Origin of the sequence: Pseudomonas sp. PB103 (genome assembly GCF_009764635.1) — a bacterium.
In the GTDB taxonomy this organism is placed as follows: domain Bacteria; phylum Pseudomonadota; class Gammaproteobacteria; order Pseudomonadales; family Pseudomonadaceae; genus Aquipseudomonas.
Genome location: NZ_RWIL01000049.1, coordinates 1 through 16,875 on the forward strand (window position 1 = coordinate 1; position 16,875 = coordinate 16,875).

At 60.5% G+C, this 16,875-nt stretch carries 16 protein-coding genes; 9 read left to right on the forward strand and 7 right to left on the reverse strand.

The features are described from left to right. Positions 1-504: 504 nt before the first annotated feature. The gene (locus tag EJA70_RS08810; RefSeq protein WP_158830500.1) at positions 505-1,455 is read right to left on the reverse strand and encodes a LysR family transcriptional regulator; all 951 of its coding nucleotides are present in this window, start codon (positions 1,453-1,455) and stop codon (positions 505-507) included. A 114-nt stretch (positions 1,456-1,569) separates the two neighbouring features. On the opposite strand from EJA70_RS08810, the gene betC reads away from it, so the two are divergent. The 3 genes from betC to EJA70_RS08825 all read left to right on the forward strand — a co-directional run bounded on the left by betC (position 1,570) and on the right by EJA70_RS08825 (position 5,842). Further along, positions 1,570-3,084 (forward strand): choline-sulfatase, encoded by a 1,515-nt coding sequence (gene betC / locus EJA70_RS08815; protein WP_158830501.1) that lies wholly within the window; start codon positions 1,570-1,572, stop codon positions 3,082-3,084. Positions 3,085-3,100: 16 nt separating this feature from the next. Continuing rightward, a complete protein-coding gene (gene choX, locus EJA70_RS08820) occupies positions 3,101-4,021 on the forward strand; it encodes a choline ABC transporter substrate-binding protein (protein WP_158830502.1) in 921 nt (306 codons plus the stop codon). A 252-nt stretch (positions 4,022-4,273) separates the two neighbouring features. Then, on the forward strand, positions 4,274-5,842 hold the full coding sequence (locus EJA70_RS08825; protein WP_158830503.1) for a SulP family inorganic anion transporter: 1,569 nt from the start codon (positions 4,274-4,276) through the stop codon (positions 5,840-5,842). Positions 5,843-5,933: 91 nt separating this feature from the next. Here the strand turns inward: EJA70_RS08825 and aroE are convergent, their stop codons facing one another. After that, positions 5,934-6,755 (reverse strand): shikimate dehydrogenase, encoded by an 822-nt coding sequence (gene aroE / locus EJA70_RS08830; RefSeq protein WP_158830504.1) that lies wholly within the window; start codon positions 6,753-6,755, stop codon positions 5,934-5,936. Positions 6,756-6,764: 9 nt separating this feature from the next. After that, a complete protein-coding gene (hemF, locus tag EJA70_RS08835) occupies positions 6,765-7,679 on the reverse strand; it encodes an oxygen-dependent coproporphyrinogen oxidase (RefSeq protein ID WP_158830505.1) in 915 nt (304 codons plus the stop codon). A 149-nt stretch (positions 7,680-7,828) separates the two neighbouring features. Here hemF and EJA70_RS08840 point away from each other — a divergent pair, with 149 nt between their 5' ends. Beyond that, entirely contained in the window at positions 7,829-8,806 is a 978-nt protein-coding gene (locus EJA70_RS08840; RefSeq protein WP_158830506.1) for an NADPH:quinone reductase, read from the forward strand. Between the two features lie 112 nt (positions 8,807-8,918). Here the strand turns inward: EJA70_RS08840 and EJA70_RS08845 are convergent, their stop codons facing one another. The 3 genes from EJA70_RS08845 to EJA70_RS08855 all read right to left on the reverse strand — a co-directional run bounded on the left by EJA70_RS08845 (position 8,919) and on the right by EJA70_RS08855 (position 11,739). Next, complete coding sequence (locus tag EJA70_RS08845) at positions 8,919-9,476, reverse strand: L-threonylcarbamoyladenylate synthase (protein WP_158830507.1); 558 nt, start codon at positions 9,474-9,476, stop codon at positions 8,919-8,921. Positions 9,477-9,531: 55 nt separating this feature from the next. Continuing rightward, entirely contained in the window at positions 9,532-10,629 is a 1,098-nt protein-coding gene (gene dprA / locus EJA70_RS08850) for a DNA-processing protein DprA (RefSeq protein WP_158830508.1), read from the reverse strand. Between the two features lie 84 nt (positions 10,630-10,713). Next, positions 10,714-11,739 carry a LysM peptidoglycan-binding domain-containing protein gene (locus tag EJA70_RS08855; RefSeq protein ID WP_158830509.1) on the reverse strand — a complete coding sequence of 342 codons (1,026 nt, stop codon included), beginning with the start codon at positions 11,737-11,739 and terminating at the stop codon, positions 10,714-10,716. Positions 11,740-11,897: 158 nt separating this feature from the next. Between EJA70_RS08855 and def the strand changes: the two genes are divergently transcribed. The 5 genes from def to EJA70_RS08880 all read left to right on the forward strand — a co-directional run bounded on the left by def (position 11,898) and on the right by EJA70_RS08880 (position 16,610). Continuing rightward, the gene (def, locus tag EJA70_RS08860; RefSeq protein ID WP_008084349.1) at positions 11,898-12,404 is read left to right on the forward strand and encodes a peptide deformylase; all 507 of its coding nucleotides are present in this window, start codon (positions 11,898-11,900) and stop codon (positions 12,402-12,404) included. 57 nt (positions 12,405-12,461) lie between these two features. Further along, a complete protein-coding gene (fmt, locus tag EJA70_RS08865) occupies positions 12,462-13,421 on the forward strand; it encodes a methionyl-tRNA formyltransferase (protein WP_158830510.1) in 960 nt (319 codons plus the stop codon). Next, positions 13,418-14,728 (forward strand): 16S rRNA (cytosine(967)-C(5))-methyltransferase RsmB, encoded by a 1,311-nt coding sequence (gene rsmB, locus EJA70_RS08870; protein ID WP_158830511.1) that lies wholly within the window; start codon positions 13,418-13,420, stop codon positions 14,726-14,728. The genes fmt and rsmB overlap by 4 nt, the downstream gene beginning before the upstream one ends. A 22-nt stretch (positions 14,729-14,750) precedes the next feature. Beyond that, positions 14,751-16,127 carry a Trk system potassium transporter TrkA gene (gene trkA / locus EJA70_RS08875; protein ID WP_158830512.1) on the forward strand — a complete coding sequence of 459 codons (1,377 nt, stop codon included), beginning with the start codon at positions 14,751-14,753 and terminating at the stop codon, positions 16,125-16,127. 168 nt (positions 16,128-16,295) lie between these two features. Then, on the forward strand, positions 16,296-16,610 hold the full coding sequence (locus tag EJA70_RS08880; RefSeq protein WP_158830513.1) for a tetratricopeptide repeat protein: 315 nt from the start codon (positions 16,296-16,298) through the stop codon (positions 16,608-16,610). A gap of 4 nt (positions 16,611-16,614) precedes the next feature. Here the strand turns inward: EJA70_RS08880 and EJA70_RS08885 are convergent, their stop codons facing one another. Beyond that, positions 16,615-16,854, reverse strand: coding sequence for a PilZ domain-containing protein (locus EJA70_RS08885; RefSeq protein ID WP_158830514.1), 240 nt, complete (start codon positions 16,852-16,854; stop codon positions 16,615-16,617). Between the last annotated feature and the right edge of the window lie 21 nt (positions 16,855-16,875).

A 16,875-nucleotide genomic window follows, 5' to 3' on the forward strand; every position in this document is an offset into this window, starting at 1 on the left:
TTGAGCATTACAACGAGCAGCATCCGCACAGCGCTTTGAACTATCGCTCACCGAGGGAGTTCAGGCGCTTGGCAGCTGCATCAATTTAACGGGGAGTTGGTGTCCGGTTTTGTAGGGGCAAGTCCACGGCACTATTGAGCAAAGTCGCTAGCAGCTGAAGTTGTACTACTCGAGGGAGGGTTCGGATCATTGGATTTGCCGTTATTAAGACAGCGAGTTGTTTAGAGTGCCTTTATGGATGGCGATGTATCGATAAACGTACTTTTGTTGCTTTATCCAATGATTCGGCCACTACTATTGCTGAGTATCCGTCACGATGGGCAAAAACCATCACATACAAACAACACGTTTACAAATACTAGTATCCGTCACCGATGAAGATCAGAGCACTCTGTAGTCCTTCTCCCTTCGCTACGACCTTCAACGATAGATGTGATTTTTTATTGATTGAACAAACGACTTATCCCACTCGCTAAAGAAGAAGGTTCATGTTCAATGAAATCACTAGACCGCAATAGACGGTAGAGATAACCCGCTTAGCGATTCGGCGCTACTCGCCTGCTCCTCCATCAACCAATCGACAAACTGTTGAATCAACACCCCACGCCGTTTTCGCTGCGGCAACACCACGTAATACCCCAACCGCGACAGCGTCGTTTCAGCAATTGGCCGACACAACAAACCCTGGATCAGCAAGTTATCCACAAGGTGGCGCCAACCGATCGCCACGCCTTGCCCGCCAATCGCCGCTTGAATCAACAGCGTGTAATTGTCGAACCGCAACTGCCCCGGCGCTGGCGGCGTGCTGATGCCTAACTCGCGAAACAGTCCGCTCCAGTCGAACCAGTTGCTGCTGTTTTCGCCACGCAGGTGCAGCAGCGGCAACTCCAGCAACGCCTGAGCGGGCAAGGGCAGGGCGCGCTCCTTGAGCAATTGCGGGCTGCACACCGGGAACACTTCTTCGCTGAACAACCAATGGCTTTCGCCCTGCTTGAAGCGCCCGTCGCCAAACAGGATCGCCACGTCGATGTCGGTGCGCAGCATGTTGTGGTTGCGTTCGCTGGTGACCAGGCTGACGTCGACGTGGGGATTGGCCTCATGGAAGCGGTGCAGACGCGGCATCAGCCAGTACGCGGCGAAGGCGAAATCGGTGGCAACTTGCAGTACCTCATGTTGCTGCTGTGCGCTGATCGCGCTCAACCCTGCGTCGATATTCTGTAAACCGAGGCTAACTTGCTCGAAAAGGATTACACCGACTTCGGTTAACTCGATGCCTCGGTAGATGCGATCAAACAGCCGCGTGCCGAGCTGTTCCTCCAGTCGTTTGATCTGCTGGCTGATCGCCGGTTGCGTGGTGCCCAATTCGACCGCTGCTGCAGTAAAACTGCGATGACGAGCGGCGGCTTCGAAGGCGCGTAGCAGGTCGAGCGACAGATCGCCCAAGGCTTCATACATAAGCTGTGCTTATCCTAGTCATTGCCCGGCGCGGGCTTTACCCGACAGAGCATGGACTCCATGCTCGATCGCAGCAATGTCGCATAAATATTCACTATGGAATGCCGCGATCACATGAAGCGCAAGAATATTCTTTTCATCATGGCCGATCAGATGGCCGCGCCAATGTTGCCGTTCTACGGCCCTTCGCCAATCAAACTGCCGAATCTTTCCCGCCTCGCCGAACAAGGCGTGGTGTTCGATGCCGCTTACTGCAACAGCCCGTTGTGCGCGCCGTCGCGTTTCACTTTGGTCAGCGGCCAGTTGCCGAGCAAGATCGGCGCCTACGACAACGCTGCCGATTTCCCTGTCGATGTGCCGACCTACGCCCACTACTTGCGCCGTCTCGGCTATCGCACGGCGCTGTCGGGCAAGATGCATTTCTGCGGCCCGGATCAGCTGCACGGCTATGAAGAGCGTCTGACCAGCGACATCTATCCGGCCGATTACGGTTGGTCAGTGAACTGGGATGAGCCGGACGTGCGGCCGACCTGGTATCACAACATGTCCTCGGTATTGCAGGCTGGGCCATGCGTGCGCACCAACCAACTCGATTTCGATGAAGAGGTGGTGTTCAAGGCGCAGCAGTACCTGTTCGATCACATCCGCGAAGATGGCGATCAGCCGTTTTGCCTGACCGTATCGATGACTCACCCACACGACCCGTACACGATTCCCAAAGCGTTCTGGGATTTGTACGACGATGCCGATATCCCTTTGCCTACAACCCCGGATCAACACGAACTCGATCCGCACTCGCAGCGCCTGCTCAAGGTTTATGACCTGTGGGATAAACCGCTGCCTGTGGATAAGATCCGCGATGCGCGTCGGGCGTATTTCGGGGCGTGCAGTTATATCGACGCCAACGTCGGCAAACTTCTGCTAACCCTCGAGGAAACCGGGCTGATCGATGACACCATCATTGTGTTCTCCGGTGACCACGGCGACATGCTCGGCGAGAAAGGCCTCTGGTACAAAATGCACTGGTACGAAATGGCCGCCCGCGTGCCGCTGTTGATCAGTGCGCCGGGCCAATTTGGTGCCGGTCGGGTCAGCGCGGCGGTGTCTACCGCTGACCTGTTGCCGACTTTCGTGGAACTGGCCGGCGGCACCCTGGAGCCGGGCTTGCCACTGGATGGCCGCTCGCTGGTCTCGCATCTGCAAGGGCAGGGCGGTCACGACGAAGTGTTCGGCGAATACATGGCCGAAGGCACTGTCAGCCCGTTGATGATGATCCGTCGCGGCGCCTACAAATTTATCTACAGTGAAAGCGACCCTTGCCTACTCTTCGACGTAAGCAACGATCCGCGCGAACTGGAAGAACTCAGTCAATCGCCGCAACATCGCCGGCTGTTCGACGATTTTCTTGCCGAAGCGCGGGCCAAATGGGACATTCCGGCGATTCACCAAGAGGTGCTCGCCAGCCAGCGCCGCCGGCGTTTTGTTGCCGACGCGCTGACCATCGGCAAGCTGAAGAGCTGGGATCACCAGCCGCTGGTGGATGCCAGTCAGCAGTACATGCGCAACCACATCGACCTCGATGATCTGGAACGCAAAGCACGTTATCCACAACCCTGCCAAAACCAATAATGTTAAGGGGAAGTCCATGCGTAAGTTATCCACAGTAGTGACGGTTGGCCTGCTCGCGCTGAGCAGCGCTGCGGCCTTCGCCGAGCAGAGTTGCGACACGGTGAAAATGGCCGACCCGGGCTGGAGCGACATCGCCGCGACCAATGCGATCACCGGGTTTCTGCTGGATGGCATGGGCTACAAGGCCAAAGTCGACACCCTCGCGGTGCCGATCACCTTTGGTGGGTTGAAGGACGGCCAGGTGGATGTCTTCCTCGGCAACTGGATGCCGGCGCAGCAGGGCTTCTACGACAAGTTCGTCGCCACCGGCGACGTCACGCAATTGGCGAAGAACCTCGACGGCACCGAATTCACCCTCGCTGTGCCGGACTACGTGTGGGATGCGGGTGTGCATAACTTTGCCGACCTGAACAAATACGCCGACAAGTTCGACAAGAAGATCTACGGCATCGGCTCGGGCGCGCCGGCGAATATCTCGTTGCAGGAAATCATCAAGAAGAACGACTTCGACCTGGGCCAGTGGAAGCTGATCGAGTCCAGCGAACAGGCGATGTTGGCCGAAGTGTCGCGGGCGGTGAAGAAACAGAAATTCGTCACCTTCCTTGGCTGGACGCCGCACCCGATGAACGTGCAGTTGAAGATGCATTACCTGAAGGGTGGCGAGAAATACTTCGGAGACACTGGCAGCGTGTTCACGTTGACGCGTAAGGGCTATGCCGAGGCGTGTCCGAATGTGGGTAAATTGCTGACCAATCTGTCGTTCACGCAGGAAATGGAGAACAGCATCATGGCTGAGGTGGTGAACAAGAAGGTCACTAATGCCGCGGCGGCGAAGGCGTGGATCAAGGCGAATCCGGCGGTATTGGACAAGTGGCTGGACGGGGTGAAGACGGTTGACGGGAAGGATGCGTTGGCGGCGGTTAAGGCGAAGCTTTGATTGTGGGGTGGCTGGATGAGTGATCGGCTTGAGATTTTTGCCCCCTCACCCCAGCCCTCTCCCCAGGGGGCGAGGGGAAAGGGAGCCGATCGTTGTTGGATTCTAAACTTGCGCTCAACTCCGAAATTGCAGGTCGGTGCATCTCCATCAAACACCTCGGTCAGTTCCCTCTCCCTCCGGGAGAGGGCTAGGGTGAGGGCCCTTTCCCTGACACCCTGATAACCTTGAACAAAACCCCAACCGCGAGGACCCATGGCCTTCCCCAGCCGCCACTCTCTCTTCCCCTTCCTGACCTGGCTCCCGCGGCAAACCCGCGCCAGCGTAGGGCGGGATCTGATCGTCGGCCTCAGCGGCGCAATTCTCGCGTTACCCCAGTCGATTGCCTACGCACTGATCGCCGGCCTCCCACCCGAATACGGGCTCTACGCTGCGATCATCCCGGTGTTGATCGCCTGCCTGTGGGGCTCATCCTGGCACTTGATCTGCGGTCCAACAGCGGCCATTTCCATCGTGCTGTACGCCAGCGTCAGTCCGTTGGCCGTGCCGGCCTCGCAGGACTACATCACGCTGATCCTGCTGCTGACCTTGCTCGCGGGGATTTTCCAGTGGCTGCTCGGCCTGCTGCGCTTCGGTGCGCTGGTGAATTTCGTCTCGCATTCAGTGGTGCTCGGCTTCACCCTCGGCGCGGCGGTGGTGATCGCCATCGGGCAATTGCCGAACCTGCTGGGGCTGGAGTTGCCGGCCAAAGCCACGGCGCTGGCGAGTTTGATGGATCTGTTGCAACACCTCAGGGCTGTGGATAAATCGTCGTTAGTTCTGGGCGTAGCCACGGTGGTGGTCGGCGTGGTGCTGAAACAACTGCTGCCGCGCTGGCCAACGCTGCTGATCACGTTGGTGCTGGCCAGTTTGCTGGTGTGGTTTTGGCCAGCGATGTTCGGCCATGTGCACCTGGTCAGCGCGTTTGTCGGGCGCCTGCCGCCGTTCAGTGGCTTGCCGCTGGATCTGGACTTGATCCTGCGCTTGCTGCCCAGCGCTGTGGCGGTAGGCATGCTCGGTTTGGTCACCAGCCTGTCGATCGCGCGCTCGATTTCGGCACGCTCGCAGCAGTTGCTCGATGCCAATCAGGAAGTCCGCGCGCAGGGCTTATCCAATATCCTCGGGGCGTTCTTTTCCGGGTCGCTGTCAGCCGGATCGTTTACCCGTTCAGGGTTGAGCTACGAGGCGGGCGCCTGTTCGCCATTGGCCGGGATCTTTTCAGCGATCTGGGTGGCGTTGTTTGCGATTTTTGGTGCCGGGCTGATTTCGCACATTCCGATTCCGGCGATGGCCGGCAGCATTCTGCTGATCGCTTGGGGCTTGGTCGATCATCGCGGCATTCGCGCGTTGCTGCGGGTCAGCCGTGCCGAGTTCGTGGTCATGGCGCTCACATGCCTGGCGACGTTGCTGCTGGAGTTGCAGACGGCGATTTATGCCGGGGTGCTGGCGTCGCTGTTCTTCTATCTCAAGCGCACCTCGCAGCCGCGCGTGCAGCATTGGCGCGACGGTGAGGACGATGTGTTGCGGGTTGGCGGCTCGATCTTTTTCGGCGCCAGCCATTACTTGCAAGTGCGCTTGCAGCGGATGCACGGCGCGCGCGTGGTGATCGAGGCGCAGCAGATCAACTTCATCGATTATTCGGGGGTGGAGATGCTGCATCAGGAGGCGCGACGCTTGCTCAGCCAGAGTCGCAGTTTGACCTTGCGCCGGGCGCGGCCGCAGGTGGTGGAGGAATTGAGAAAGCTTGAGGGGCCGGAGAAATGTCCGATCCGGTTTGAGGATTGATCTGATATCGGTGTCGACTTCAATCGCTGGCAAGCCAGCTCCCACAGGGAATTAGGTGATCCTTGTGGGAGCTGGCTTGCCAGCGATGCTTTTAAAGGGCCAACTGGCGGCGTAATTCGGTCAGTACTGGCGCCGTATCGGGGCGGACACCGCGCCACAGGAAGAACGCCTCGGCGGCTTGCTCGGCGAGCATCCCCAAACCATCCATCGACACCGCCGCGCCATGCTCGCTGGCCCAGCGGCAGAACGCCGTCGGTTCCTTGCCGTACATCATGTCGTAGCACAGGGTTTTACCCGGCTCGATCAGGCTCGGCGCAATCGGCGGTACATCGCCGGTCAGGCTCGCCGACGTGGCGTTGATGATCACGTCCACCGGCTCGCGCAGCCAGTCAAACCCGCTCGCCGACACAGGCCCCAGATCGCAGAACAACTCGGCCAGCAACTCAGCCTTGTCCACCGTGCGATTGGCGATGATCACCGACGCCGGTTGCTCCGCCAGCAACGGCTCCAGCGCGCCACGTACTGCGCCGCCCGCACCGAGCAGCAAAATGCGTTTGCCGGTCAGGCTGAACCCGGCGTTTACCGTCAGATCCCGCACCAGTCCGGCGCCGTCAGTGTTGTCGCCGAGCAGCGAGCCATCGGCCAGTTTGCTCAAGGTATTCACCGCGCCAGCACGCTGTGCTCGCGCAGTGAGGCTGTTGGCCAGACGATAGGCGTCTTCCTTGAACGGCACGGTCACATTGGCGCCGCGACCTTCTACGAAAAAGGCTTTAGCGCAGCCGGAAAAATCGTCGAGCGGCGCCAGCAGGGTGCCGTAGTCGAGGCTCTGACCGGTCTGCTCAGCGAACAACTTGTGAATCATCGGCGATTTGCTGTGGCCGATCGGGTTACCGAAAACGACGTAACGATCCATCAGAAATCCTCAGGCCTCGGCCAACCAGTCGCGGTCTTGCAGGAAGTACTCGGTCAGGCGCGCTTCTTCGCTGCCCGGCTCGGCTTTCCAGTCGTAGCCCCAGCGCACTTGTGGCGGCAGCGACATCAGGATCGATTCGGTACGCCCGCCCGATTGCAGGCCGAACAACGTGCCACGGTCGTACACCAGGTTGAATTCAACGTAACGGCCACGGCGGAATTCCTGGAATTCACGCTGCTGCGCGGTGAACGCAGCGTTTTTACGGCGCTGCACGATTGGCAAATACGCATCGATGTAGGCGTCGCCGATCGCGCGCATGAAAGCGAAGCTGGTGTCGAAGTCCCACTCGTTCAGGTCATCGAAGAACAGCCCGCCGATGCCGCGCGGTTCGTGACGATGCTTGATGTGAAAGTAGGTGTCGCACCAGGCTTTGTAGCGCGGGTAGACGTCCGGTCCGAAGGGCGCGCAGGCCTGCTCGGCGACGCGGTGCCAGTGGATGCAGTCTTCTTCGTTGCCGTAATACGGGGTCAGGTCGAAGCCGCCGCCGAACCACCAGACGGGTTCTTCACCTTCTTTCTCAGCGATGAAAAAGCGCACGTTAGCGTGAGACGTCGGCACATGCGGGTTGTGCGGGTGGATCACCAGCGATACGCCGAGGGCTTCAAAACCGCGACCGGCCAATTCCGGACGATGAGCGCTGGCGGACGGCGGCAGACCGCTGCCGAAGACGTGTGAGAAGTTGACGCCGCCCTTTTCGATCAGCGTGCCGTTCTCGATCACGCGGGTGCGACCGCCACCGCCAGCCGGCCGGGTCCAGGCGTCTTCGACGAAGCGCGTGCCGCCGTCTTCGAGTTCGAGTGCGGCGCAGATGCGGTCTTGCAGGTCGAGCAGATAGGCCTTTACGGCGTCGGTGCGGGTCGTCATGGCTTCACCTTGAATCGGGCGGCGCCCCGCAGGCGGGCGACGCAAATGGGCGCGTAGCATACCACCGCAGAACAGCGCGCCGCAGTTGACGAAGATCAAGCATGGGAGTTGGATAGGGGGCTCACGAAAGACCCAAGGAGAGCAGGCAGATGGCAAAGCGTATCCAGTTCCGCGCCCACGGCGGCCCCGAAGTGCTCGAATTTGTTGACTACGAACCCGCCGCGCCCGGCCCCAACCAAGTGCGCGTGGCCAACAAGGCGATCGGCCTGAATTTCATCGACACCTATTTCCGCAGCGGTCTGTATGCGCCACCAGCCTTGCCGTCAGGTCTCGGGGCCGAAGGTGCAGGCGTGGTTGATGCCGTCGGCAGCGGCGTTACCCGCTTCAAGGTCGGTGATCGCGTGGCGTACGGCAGTGGGCCGTTGGGCGCTTACAGCGAGTTTCACGTGTTGCCTCAGGACAATCTGGTGAAGCTGCCGGATGAAATCAGTTTCGAAACGGCGGCGGGGGTGATGCTCAAGGGCCTGACCGTGCAGTACCTGTTGCGCCAGACCTATGAGCTGAAGGGTGGCGAAACCATTTTGTTCCACGCCGCAGCCGGTGGTGTCGGTTCGCTGGCCTGCCAATGGGCCAAGGCCCTGGGCGTGAAGCTGATCGGTACCGTCAGCTCGAAAGAGAAAGCTGAACTGGCCAAGGCCAATGGCGCTTGGGCGACCATCGATTACAGCCACGAGAACGTCGCCGAGCGTGTGCTGGCGCTGACCGATGGCAAGAAAGTCCCGGTGGTTTACGACGGTGTGGGCAAGGACACGTGGCTGACGTCGCTGGACAGCGTTGCACCGCGCGGTTTGTTGGTGAGTTTTGGTAATGCGTCAGGTGCGGTGGACGGGGTGAACCTGGGGATTCTTTCGGCGAAAGGCTCGCTGTACGTGACCCGGCCGACACTGGCGACTTACGCCAATAACGCCGAGAACTTGCAGCGGATGGCCGATGAGCTGTTTGAGATGATCATCAGCGGCAAGATCAAGGTGGATATCAGTCAGCGCTATTCGTTGGCTGAGGCGGCCAAGGCGCAAACTGAGTTGTCGGCTCGACGCACTACAGGTTCGACCATTCTGTTGCCTTGAGGACGCCATCGCTGGCAAGCCAGCTCCCACAAGAATCTTCGGTGGACATAGATTTTATGTACAACGCCGAACCTGTGGGAGCTGGCTTGCCAGCGATGGGAGCAACTCGGTTCTAAGCCGGGCGCACGATGTTGCCCGTGGCCAGATCGCGAATCAGGCTCGGGTTCTTGCGCCCACCCAATTCCCCGCCCAGCACCAGATCAATCTGCCCCCGGAAATACTGCTCGACGCGCAACCGCGTGCGCGCTGCCGGGCGTCCTTGCGGGTTGGCCGAGGTCGAAATCAGCGGCCCGACCATCGAGCACAGATCACGCACCTGCGGATGATCGCTGACCCGCAGCGCCACCGTGTCGTGCACACCCGTCACCCATTCCGGCAGCAGGCATTGGTGCGGCACCAGCCAGGTGTTCGGCCCCGGCCAGGTGCTGGCCATGCGATCGAGCCATTCTTGCGGGAAGTCTTCGAACAGGAAGTCGAACTGGCGAATGTTGTCGGCGACCAGAATCAGGCCCTTGTCGACCGAGCGATTCTTGATCGCCAGCAGCCGATCCACCGCCTCTTCATTCCACGGGTCGCAACCCAGCCCCCAGACGGCTTCGGTTGGATAGGCAATCACCGCCCCGGCGCGAATCTCTCGTGCGGCTTGTTGCACACGCCAACTGTTGACCATGAAAAAACTCTCCACAAACAGGTTTCGCGCAGTTTACCGATCTTCCTTGTAAAACCTAGCTCACCCGCGCAAACCAGCGGCCGTTTTCACTCACCGCGCGGCCATCCATTTCCAGTTCGGTCAGCGCTGCCAGCACTTTCGGTAAAGCCCAGCCGCTGCTGTCGGCCAGACCTTCGCTGGTGTGCGGCGCGGCGTGCAGCAGAATGAGCAGTGGATGGTCGACTTGCGGCGTGTCTGTGGACAGCGGCAAACGCTGCCAGCCGCGCAGTGCTTCGAGGATGTGCTCAATGGTTTCCACCAGCACCGCGCCATCCCGAATCAACTGGTGACAGCCCCGTGCACCCGGGTGATGGATCGAGCCGGGAATCGCGTAAACCTCGCGCCCCTGTTCTGCCGCCAGCCTTGCCGTGATCAAAGAACCGCTGGCGACGCTGGCCTCGACCACCAGCACACCGAGGGACAAACCGCTGATGATCCGATTGCGCCGGGGGAAGTTGCTCGCGGTCGGCCCGGCGTCCAGCGGAAACTCCGAAAGCACCGCGCTGCCGGACGCAATCATCGCGTCGGCCAAGCGTCGATTGCGCTGTGGATAAAAGTTTTCCAGCCCGGTGCCGAGCACCCCGACAGTCAGCCCACCGACATCCAGCGCGGCCTGATGCGCAGCGGCATCTATGCCCAGCGCCAGACCGCTGGTGATGACAAAACCGGCCCCGGCGAGGCTGCGGGAAAACGCCGCTGCGGTGTCCATTCCCGGACGCGAAGCGCGGCGGCTGCCGACCATCGCCAGTTGCGGTTTTTCGAGAATCAGCGGATCACCGGCGACAAACAGCAACGGTGGCGGATCCGGAATTTGCGCCAGCAGCGCCGGGTAATCTGCCTGATCCCACATCAGCAAATGATGCTCCGGCCGCTCTAGCCAGCGCATTGCGTGGCTGGCGCCATCGCGCACCTCGGGACTACGGCGCGCTTCGGCACTCGACGTTGGCAAGCCCAACGAGCGCCAGGCACTGGCCGGCGCACTGATGGCTTTCGACGCCGAGCCAAAGGCTTCGAGCAATTTTGTAAAACGCTTGGGGCCGATGTCCGGCAAGCGGTGCAGGCGCAGACGCGCTTCCAGTTCCGCCGGCGAAACCGACGTGCAGACAGACAGCATGATTGGATCATCCTTGATCGTTATAAGCCCCGAACCATTCGGAACAAGCTGTGGATAACTCTGTTGGTAACTTGTGAAGCAAGCTTACGGATTTCGCACCTTGTCGAGCACCGCCAGCGAGCGCGATGCGTTAAGGACGAGGCCGTAACTGAGTTTGTCGTAGGTACGGAACACCATCAGCAAACCGGCGCGTTCGTCGGGAATTTTCAGCGGTTGGCCGGTGATGCGGTCGCGCACGGTTTCGCCGGTTTTCATCACCTCCAGCACATTGCCTTCGACCAGCCCGTCGCGTTTGCCTTTGTTCAGGGTGACCACGTCCATCACGCCGATCTGGGTGACGCCGCGTGGTACGTCAATGATCACGCCGTTGATGCTGGTGGTCGGCGCGCTGGGCATGAAGGTCGAGTTGATTGAGCGCTCTTCACCGCTGAACAAGCGGTCGCCGAGGCGCACTTCCTGCGTGGTGCGTTGCAGGGCGAGGGTGGCAACGTCGCCTTCGGTCGCGACGATTTCACCGCCGCCGATGTCGTCGGCATTGATGCCGAGAAACTCCTTGGTCTGCGGATCGGTGTAGACCTTGCCCTGGCGGAAGATGCCGTAGACCGGTTGATTCGGGTCGAAATGGCCGCGCGCGTAAATACGGTCGCCGGTGCCGCTGAGCACTCGTTCGGCATCGCCGGCGACGATGTACGGCGCCTTGTCGAAATCTTCGGCCTTGTCGACGATGCGGTTGCTCAGCAGAAAACTGTTGATCGATTTCAGTGGAATGCTCGGAATCGCCTCGGCCACCGGGCTGGTGCGAATCCGTGGCGACAGTTTGATGGTGCCGCGCGACTCGCCGCGATTGAGCGTCAGACGCGGCTGGCCATTGACGTAGCTGAGCGTCAGCGTGTCGCCGGGATAGATCAGGTTGGGGTTTTCAATCTGCGGATTGGCCCGCCACAACTGTGGCCATTGCCAGGGCTCGCGCAGGTATTTGCCGGAAATGTCCCAGAGTGTGTCACCCGTAACCACTGTGTATTGCTGTGGAAAACCATCCCTGAGCTGCACTTGCCCTTGCGCTACGCCGGCCGAAGCCAGCAACAGCAGGGCGAGTAGTGTTTTCCTCATGCAGTGAATCCCTTTATCATGTGCGTTCGCGTGAACCGTCAGAGCCCCCGTGGCTCGCTTGTGCAAAATGCACAAGCTACGCTTCACAACGGTAGCCTGCATCTTCGGACCTGCCAGGCCATCGCCCGACTTTACTCAACACGTGCAGCAATCAGCCTATGGCCATTTTAGACATCCTCGAATTCCCGGACCCGCGTCTGCGCACTATCGCCAAGCCTGTGGCTGTAGTGGACGACGAAGTGCGTCAGTTGGTCGATGACATGTTTGAAACAATGTATGAAGCGCCGGGCATCGGCCTAGCCGCGACCCAGGTCAACGTGCACAAACGTATCGTCGTGATGGACCTTTCCGAAGACCGCACCGAGCCACGGGTGTTCATCAACCCCGAGTTCGAATCGCTGACCGAAGAAATGGAGCAATACCAGGAAGGCTGCCTGTCGGTACCGGGTTTCTACGAAAACGTCGACCGCCCGCAGAAGGTCAAGATCAAGGCGCTGGACCGCGACGGCAAGCCCTATGAACTGATCGCCGAAGGCCTGCTCGCGGTGTGCATCCAGCACGAATGCGACCACCTCAACGGCAAATTGTTCGTCGATTACCTGTCCACGCTCAAACGCGACCGGATCAAGAAGAAACTGGAAAAGCAGCACCGCCAGAACGCTTGATGCCCCTCTTCAAAGGCTTGCTGCGGCAAGCCTTTTTCTTTTTATGAGACTCCCTTCATGACTGAGCCACTGCGCATCGTTTTTGCCGGTACCCCGGAATTCGCCGCCGAACACCTCAAGGCCCTGCTGAACAGCCCTTACGAGATCGTTGCGGTCTACACCCAACCGGATCGTCCGGCCGGTCGCGGGCAAAAACTGATGCCGAGCCCGGTCAAACAGCTCGCGCTGGAAAATAATATCCAGGTATTGCAGCCGCCGACGTTGCGCAACGCTGACGCTCAAGCCGAGCTGGCCGCGTTGAAGCCGGACTTGTTGGTGGTGGTCGCCTACGGCCTGATCCTGCCGCAAGTGGTGCTGGATATTCCGCGCCTGGGTTGCATCAACAGTCACGCCTCGTTGCTGCCACGCTGGCGCGGTGCGGCGCCGATCCAGCGCGCCGTCGAACACGGTGATGCCGAGACCGGCGTGACCGTGATGCGCATGGAAGCCGGCCTCGACACCGGGCCGATGCTGCTCAAGGTCGTCACGCCGATCACTGGCGAAGACACTGGCGGCACGCTGCACGACCGTCTCGCCGAGATGGGCCCACCGGCCGTGGTGCAAGCGATTGCCGGTCTGGCCGCAGGCACGCTGGAAGGCGAAGTGCAGAACGATGAGCTCGCCACCTACGCGCACAAATTGAACAAAGATGAAGCACGCATCGACTGGAGCCGTCCGGCAATTGAGCTGGAGCGACTGGTTCGCGCCTTCAATCCATGGCCGATCACCCACAGCACTCTTAACGGTGAAGCACTGAAAGTGCTGGCGGCGACACTCGCCGACGGTAAAGGCGCGCCGGGTGAAATCCTCAGCGCCAGCAAGGACGGCCTGGTCGTCGCGTGCGGCGAACAAGCGCTGTGCCTGACCCGTCTGCAATTGCCCGGCGGCAAAGCACTGAATTTCAGCGACCTGTTCAACAGCCGTCGTGAGAAGTTCGCTGTCGGCACGGTGCTCGGCGCAGCGGTGGACGCGCAATGAACCCGCGTCTGGCCGCCGCCAAGGCACTCGCCGCCGTGCTCAGCGGCAAAGCCTCGCTGAACAGCTCTTTGCCGACACAATTGGACAAGGTCGAGGATCGCGATCGCGGTTTTACCCAGGATCTGGCGTTCGGCACCGCGCGCTGGCAGCCACGCCTGTCGGCGCTGGCGGAAAAACTCCTGCAGAAACCGTTCAAGGCTGCCGACGCCGATGTCGAGGCGTTGCTGCTGGTCGGTCTCTACCAATTGCTTTACACCCGCGTGCCGGCCCACGCCGCCATCGGCGAAACCGTCGGTTGCGCCGACAAACTGAAAAAACCTTGGGCCAAAGGCCTGCTCAACGCGGTGTTGCGTAACGCTCAGCGCGAAAGCGAGACGATTTTTGCCGAGCTGGAGCGTGATCCGGTGGTGCGCACTGCCCATCCGCGCTGGCTGCAAAAATCCCTCAAGGCGTTCTGGCCGGAACAGTGGGAAGCGATCTGCGAAGCAAACAATGCGCATCCGCCGATGATCCTGCGGGTCAATCGCCGCCATCACAGCCGCGACGCTTACCTTGGTCTGCTGACCGAGACCGGGATTGCCGCAACGCCCTGCGTTTACAGCCGCGACGGCATCATTCTCGAAGCCGCCGCCGACGTGCGCAGCCTGCCGGGTTTCGCCGAAGGCTGGATCAGCGTGCAGGACGAAGCGGCGCAACTGGCTGCCGACCTGCTCGATCTGGCGCCAGGCCAACGCGTGCTCGACGCCTGCTGCGCGCCGGGTGGCAAGACCTGTCACATCCTCGAAGCCGAACCGGCGCTGGCCGGCGTGGTCGCGGTGGATCTGGAAGCCAAGCGTCTGGTGCGCGTGAAGGAAAACCTTGAGCGCCTCGGCCTCAACGCCGAACTGATCGCCGCCGACGGTCGCGACACCGAGAAATGGTGGGACGGCAAACCGTTCCAGCGCATTCTGCTCGACGCGCCATGCTCGGCCACCGGCGTGATCCGCCGCCATCCGGACATCAAGCTGACCCGTCAGCCCGACGACATCGTCGCCCTCGCGCAACTACAAGGCGAACTGCTCGACGCCATGTGGAAGACCCTCGAAGTCGGCGGCATTCTGCTGTACGCCACCTGCTCGACGCTGCCGACCGAGAACACCGAAGTGATCGCCGCGTTCCTTGAGCGTACGCCAGGCGCCCGGGAACTGGATCTGGCCACCACGGCCGGGATCAAACAGCCCCATGGTCGCCAATTGCTGGCCCAGCAGGGCGGGCATGACGGGTTCTACTACGCCAAGCTGATCAAGATCGCTGCCGCGCGCGGCTAAACGGATTCAATGGAGTGACTGGATGAAAATCATCATCCTCGGTGCGGGACAGGTCGGCGGTTCGCTGGCCGAGCATTTGGCCAGCGAGGCCAACGACATTACCGTCGTCGACACCGACGGCGAACGTCTGCGCGACCTCGGCGACCGCCTCGACATCCGCACCATCCAGGGCCGTGGCTCGCTGCCGTCGGTATTGCGCCAGGCCGGCGCGGATGATGCCGACATGCTGGTGGCCGTGACCAACAGCGACGAAACCAACATGGTCGCCTGCCAGGTCGCTCACACGCTGTTCCACACCCCGACGAAAATCGCCCGGGTGCGCGAAGCGTCCTACCTGAACCGCGAAGAGCAACTGTTCCAGAACGAAGCGATTCCGGTCGACGTGCTGATCAGCCCCGAGCAAGTGGTGACCAACTACATCAAGCGCCTGATCGAGTATCCGGGTGCGTTGCAGGTCATAGACTTCGCCGGAGGTCAGGCGCAACTGGTGGCGGTGCGCGCGTATTACGGCGGGCCACTGGTCGGTCAGCAACTGCGGCAGTTGCGCGAACACATGCCCAACGTCGAAACCCGCGTGGCGGCGATCTTCCGCCGCGACCGACCGATCCTGCCGCAGGGCGACACGGTGATCGAGGCCGACGACGAAGTCTTCTTCATCGCCGCCCGTGAGAATATTCGCGCGGTGATGAGCGAAATGCGCCGCCTCGACGAAACCTACAAGCGCATTGTCATTGCCGGCGGCGGGCAGATCGGTGAGCGTCTGGCCGAGGCCATCGAAAGCCGTTATCAGGTGAAGATCATCGAGATGAACCCGGCGCGCTGCCGCTACCTCTCCGACACCCTGGACAGCACCGTGGTGTTGCAGGGCAGCGCGTCCGACCGCGATTTGCTGCTGGAAGAGAACATCGCCGACGCCGATATCTTCCTCGCCCTGACCAACGATGACGAAGCCAACATCATGTCGTCGCTGCTGGCGAAACGGCTGGGGGCGAAGAAGGTCATGACGATCATCAACAACCCGGCCTACGTCGACCTGATTCAGGGCGGCGACATCGACATCGCCATCAGCCCGCAACTGGCGACCATCGGCACCCTGCTGGCCCACGTGCGCCGTGGCGATATCGTCAGCGTGCACTCACTGCGGCGCGGTGCGGCGGAAGCCATCGAGGCGATTGCTCACGGTGATGCGAAATCGAGCAAGGTGATTGGTAAACCGATCGAGAAAATCGGCCTGCCGCCGGGCACCACGATTGGCGCGGTAATCCGCAACGAACAAGTGATCATCGCCCACGACCACACGGTGATCGAAGCGGGCGACCATGTGATTCTGTTCCTTGTGGATAAAAAGCATATTCGTGATGTGGAGAAGCTGTTTCATGTGGGGTTGAGCTTCTTCTGATCCGGAATTTTCTGTGTCTGTTATGGCCTCATCGCTGGCAAGCCAGCTCCCACAGGGATCTTCGGTGTACATCACATTTGTGAACAACCCAAAACTCTGTGGGAGCTGGCTTGCCAGCGATGGCGGCGCCACAAATCTCCCCTGACACACCCGAAAAGGAATCCACCAATGCTCGAATCCCTGGAAAAAATGCTCGCCAAGGGTGTGGATAACTCCCTGCTGCGCTTCGGCCTGGGCAAGGGCTATCTGGATCTGGGCGAAAACGTTAAGGCTGCCGAGCATTTCCAGCGTTGTGTCGGCTTTGATCCGAAGTATTCAGCCGCGTGGAAACTGTTGGGCAAGGCGCAACTGGCGCTGGGCGACACTGCCGCCGCACGTCAGGCGTGGGAACAAGGTCTGGAAGCCGCCCGCGCCCATGGCGACAAGCAGGCCGAGAAGGAAATGACGGTGTTTCTGAAGAAACTCGATCGTCAGGCGCAGTAACGTTCTACAAGTAGCGCAGGCCGATTCCTTCGGCGTCGACCGTTACCACTTCCATTCGCACCCGTGGCGCGCCTGTGGGTAAATCCTGCACCTGGCCATAGACGACCGCGCCTTTGGGCAACGACGCCAGGCTCGGATGCTGCACATAGACCCCGGTTGGCGACAGATTGCGGGTTTGCCCGAGGCATTCGCCGAGGCTGTCGTGGGTGATTTTGATGCGGAAGGATTTGCGGTGTTCGGACATCTTGGTGCGCCCTTTTTTGAA

Coding starts and splice junctions, on each gene's coding strand:
- hemF (WP_158830505.1), bottom strand. CDS start 7,679: ATGACGACCCGCACCGACGCCGTAAAGGCCTATCTGCTCGACCTGCAA.
- rsmB (WP_158830511.1), top strand. CDS start 13,418: ATGAACCCGCGTCTGGCCGCCGCCAAGGCACTCGCCGCCGTGCTCAGC.
- betC (WP_158830501.1), top strand. CDS start 1,570: ATGAAGCGCAAGAATATTCTTTTCATCATGGCCGATCAGATGGCCGCG.
- EJA70_RS08885 (WP_158830514.1), bottom strand. CDS start 16,854: ATGTCCGAACACCGCAAATCCTTCCGCATCAAAATCACCCACGACAGC.
- choX (WP_158830502.1), top strand. CDS start 3,101: ATGCGTAAGTTATCCACAGTAGTGACGGTTGGCCTGCTCGCGCTGAGC.
- EJA70_RS08845 (WP_158830507.1), bottom strand. CDS start 9,476: ATGGTCAACAGTTGGCGTGTGCAACAAGCCGCACGAGAGATTCGCGCC.
- EJA70_RS08825 (WP_158830503.1), top strand. CDS start 4,274: ATGGCCTTCCCCAGCCGCCACTCTCTCTTCCCCTTCCTGACCTGGCTC.
- def (WP_008084349.1), top strand. CDS start 11,898: ATGGCCATTTTAGACATCCTCGAATTCCCGGACCCGCGTCTGCGCACT.
- trkA (WP_158830512.1), top strand. CDS start 14,751: ATGAAAATCATCATCCTCGGTGCGGGACAGGTCGGCGGTTCGCTGGCC.
- EJA70_RS08810 (WP_158830500.1), bottom strand. CDS start 1,455: ATGTATGAAGCCTTGGGCGATCTGTCGCTCGACCTGCTACGCGCCTTC.
- EJA70_RS08840 (WP_158830506.1), top strand. CDS start 7,829: ATGGCAAAGCGTATCCAGTTCCGCGCCCACGGCGGCCCCGAAGTGCTC.
- fmt (WP_158830510.1), top strand. CDS start 12,462: ATGACTGAGCCACTGCGCATCGTTTTTGCCGGTACCCCGGAATTCGCC.
- dprA (WP_158830508.1), bottom strand. CDS start 10,629: ATGCTGTCTGTCTGCACGTCGGTTTCGCCGGCGGAACTGGAAGCGCGT.
- EJA70_RS08880 (WP_158830513.1), top strand. CDS start 16,296: ATGCTCGAATCCCTGGAAAAAATGCTCGCCAAGGGTGTGGATAACTCC.
- aroE (WP_158830504.1), bottom strand. CDS start 6,755: ATGGATCGTTACGTCGTTTTCGGTAACCCGATCGGCCACAGCAAATCG.
- EJA70_RS08855 (WP_158830509.1), bottom strand. CDS start 11,739: ATGAGGAAAACACTACTCGCCCTGCTGTTGCTGGCTTCGGCCGGCGTA.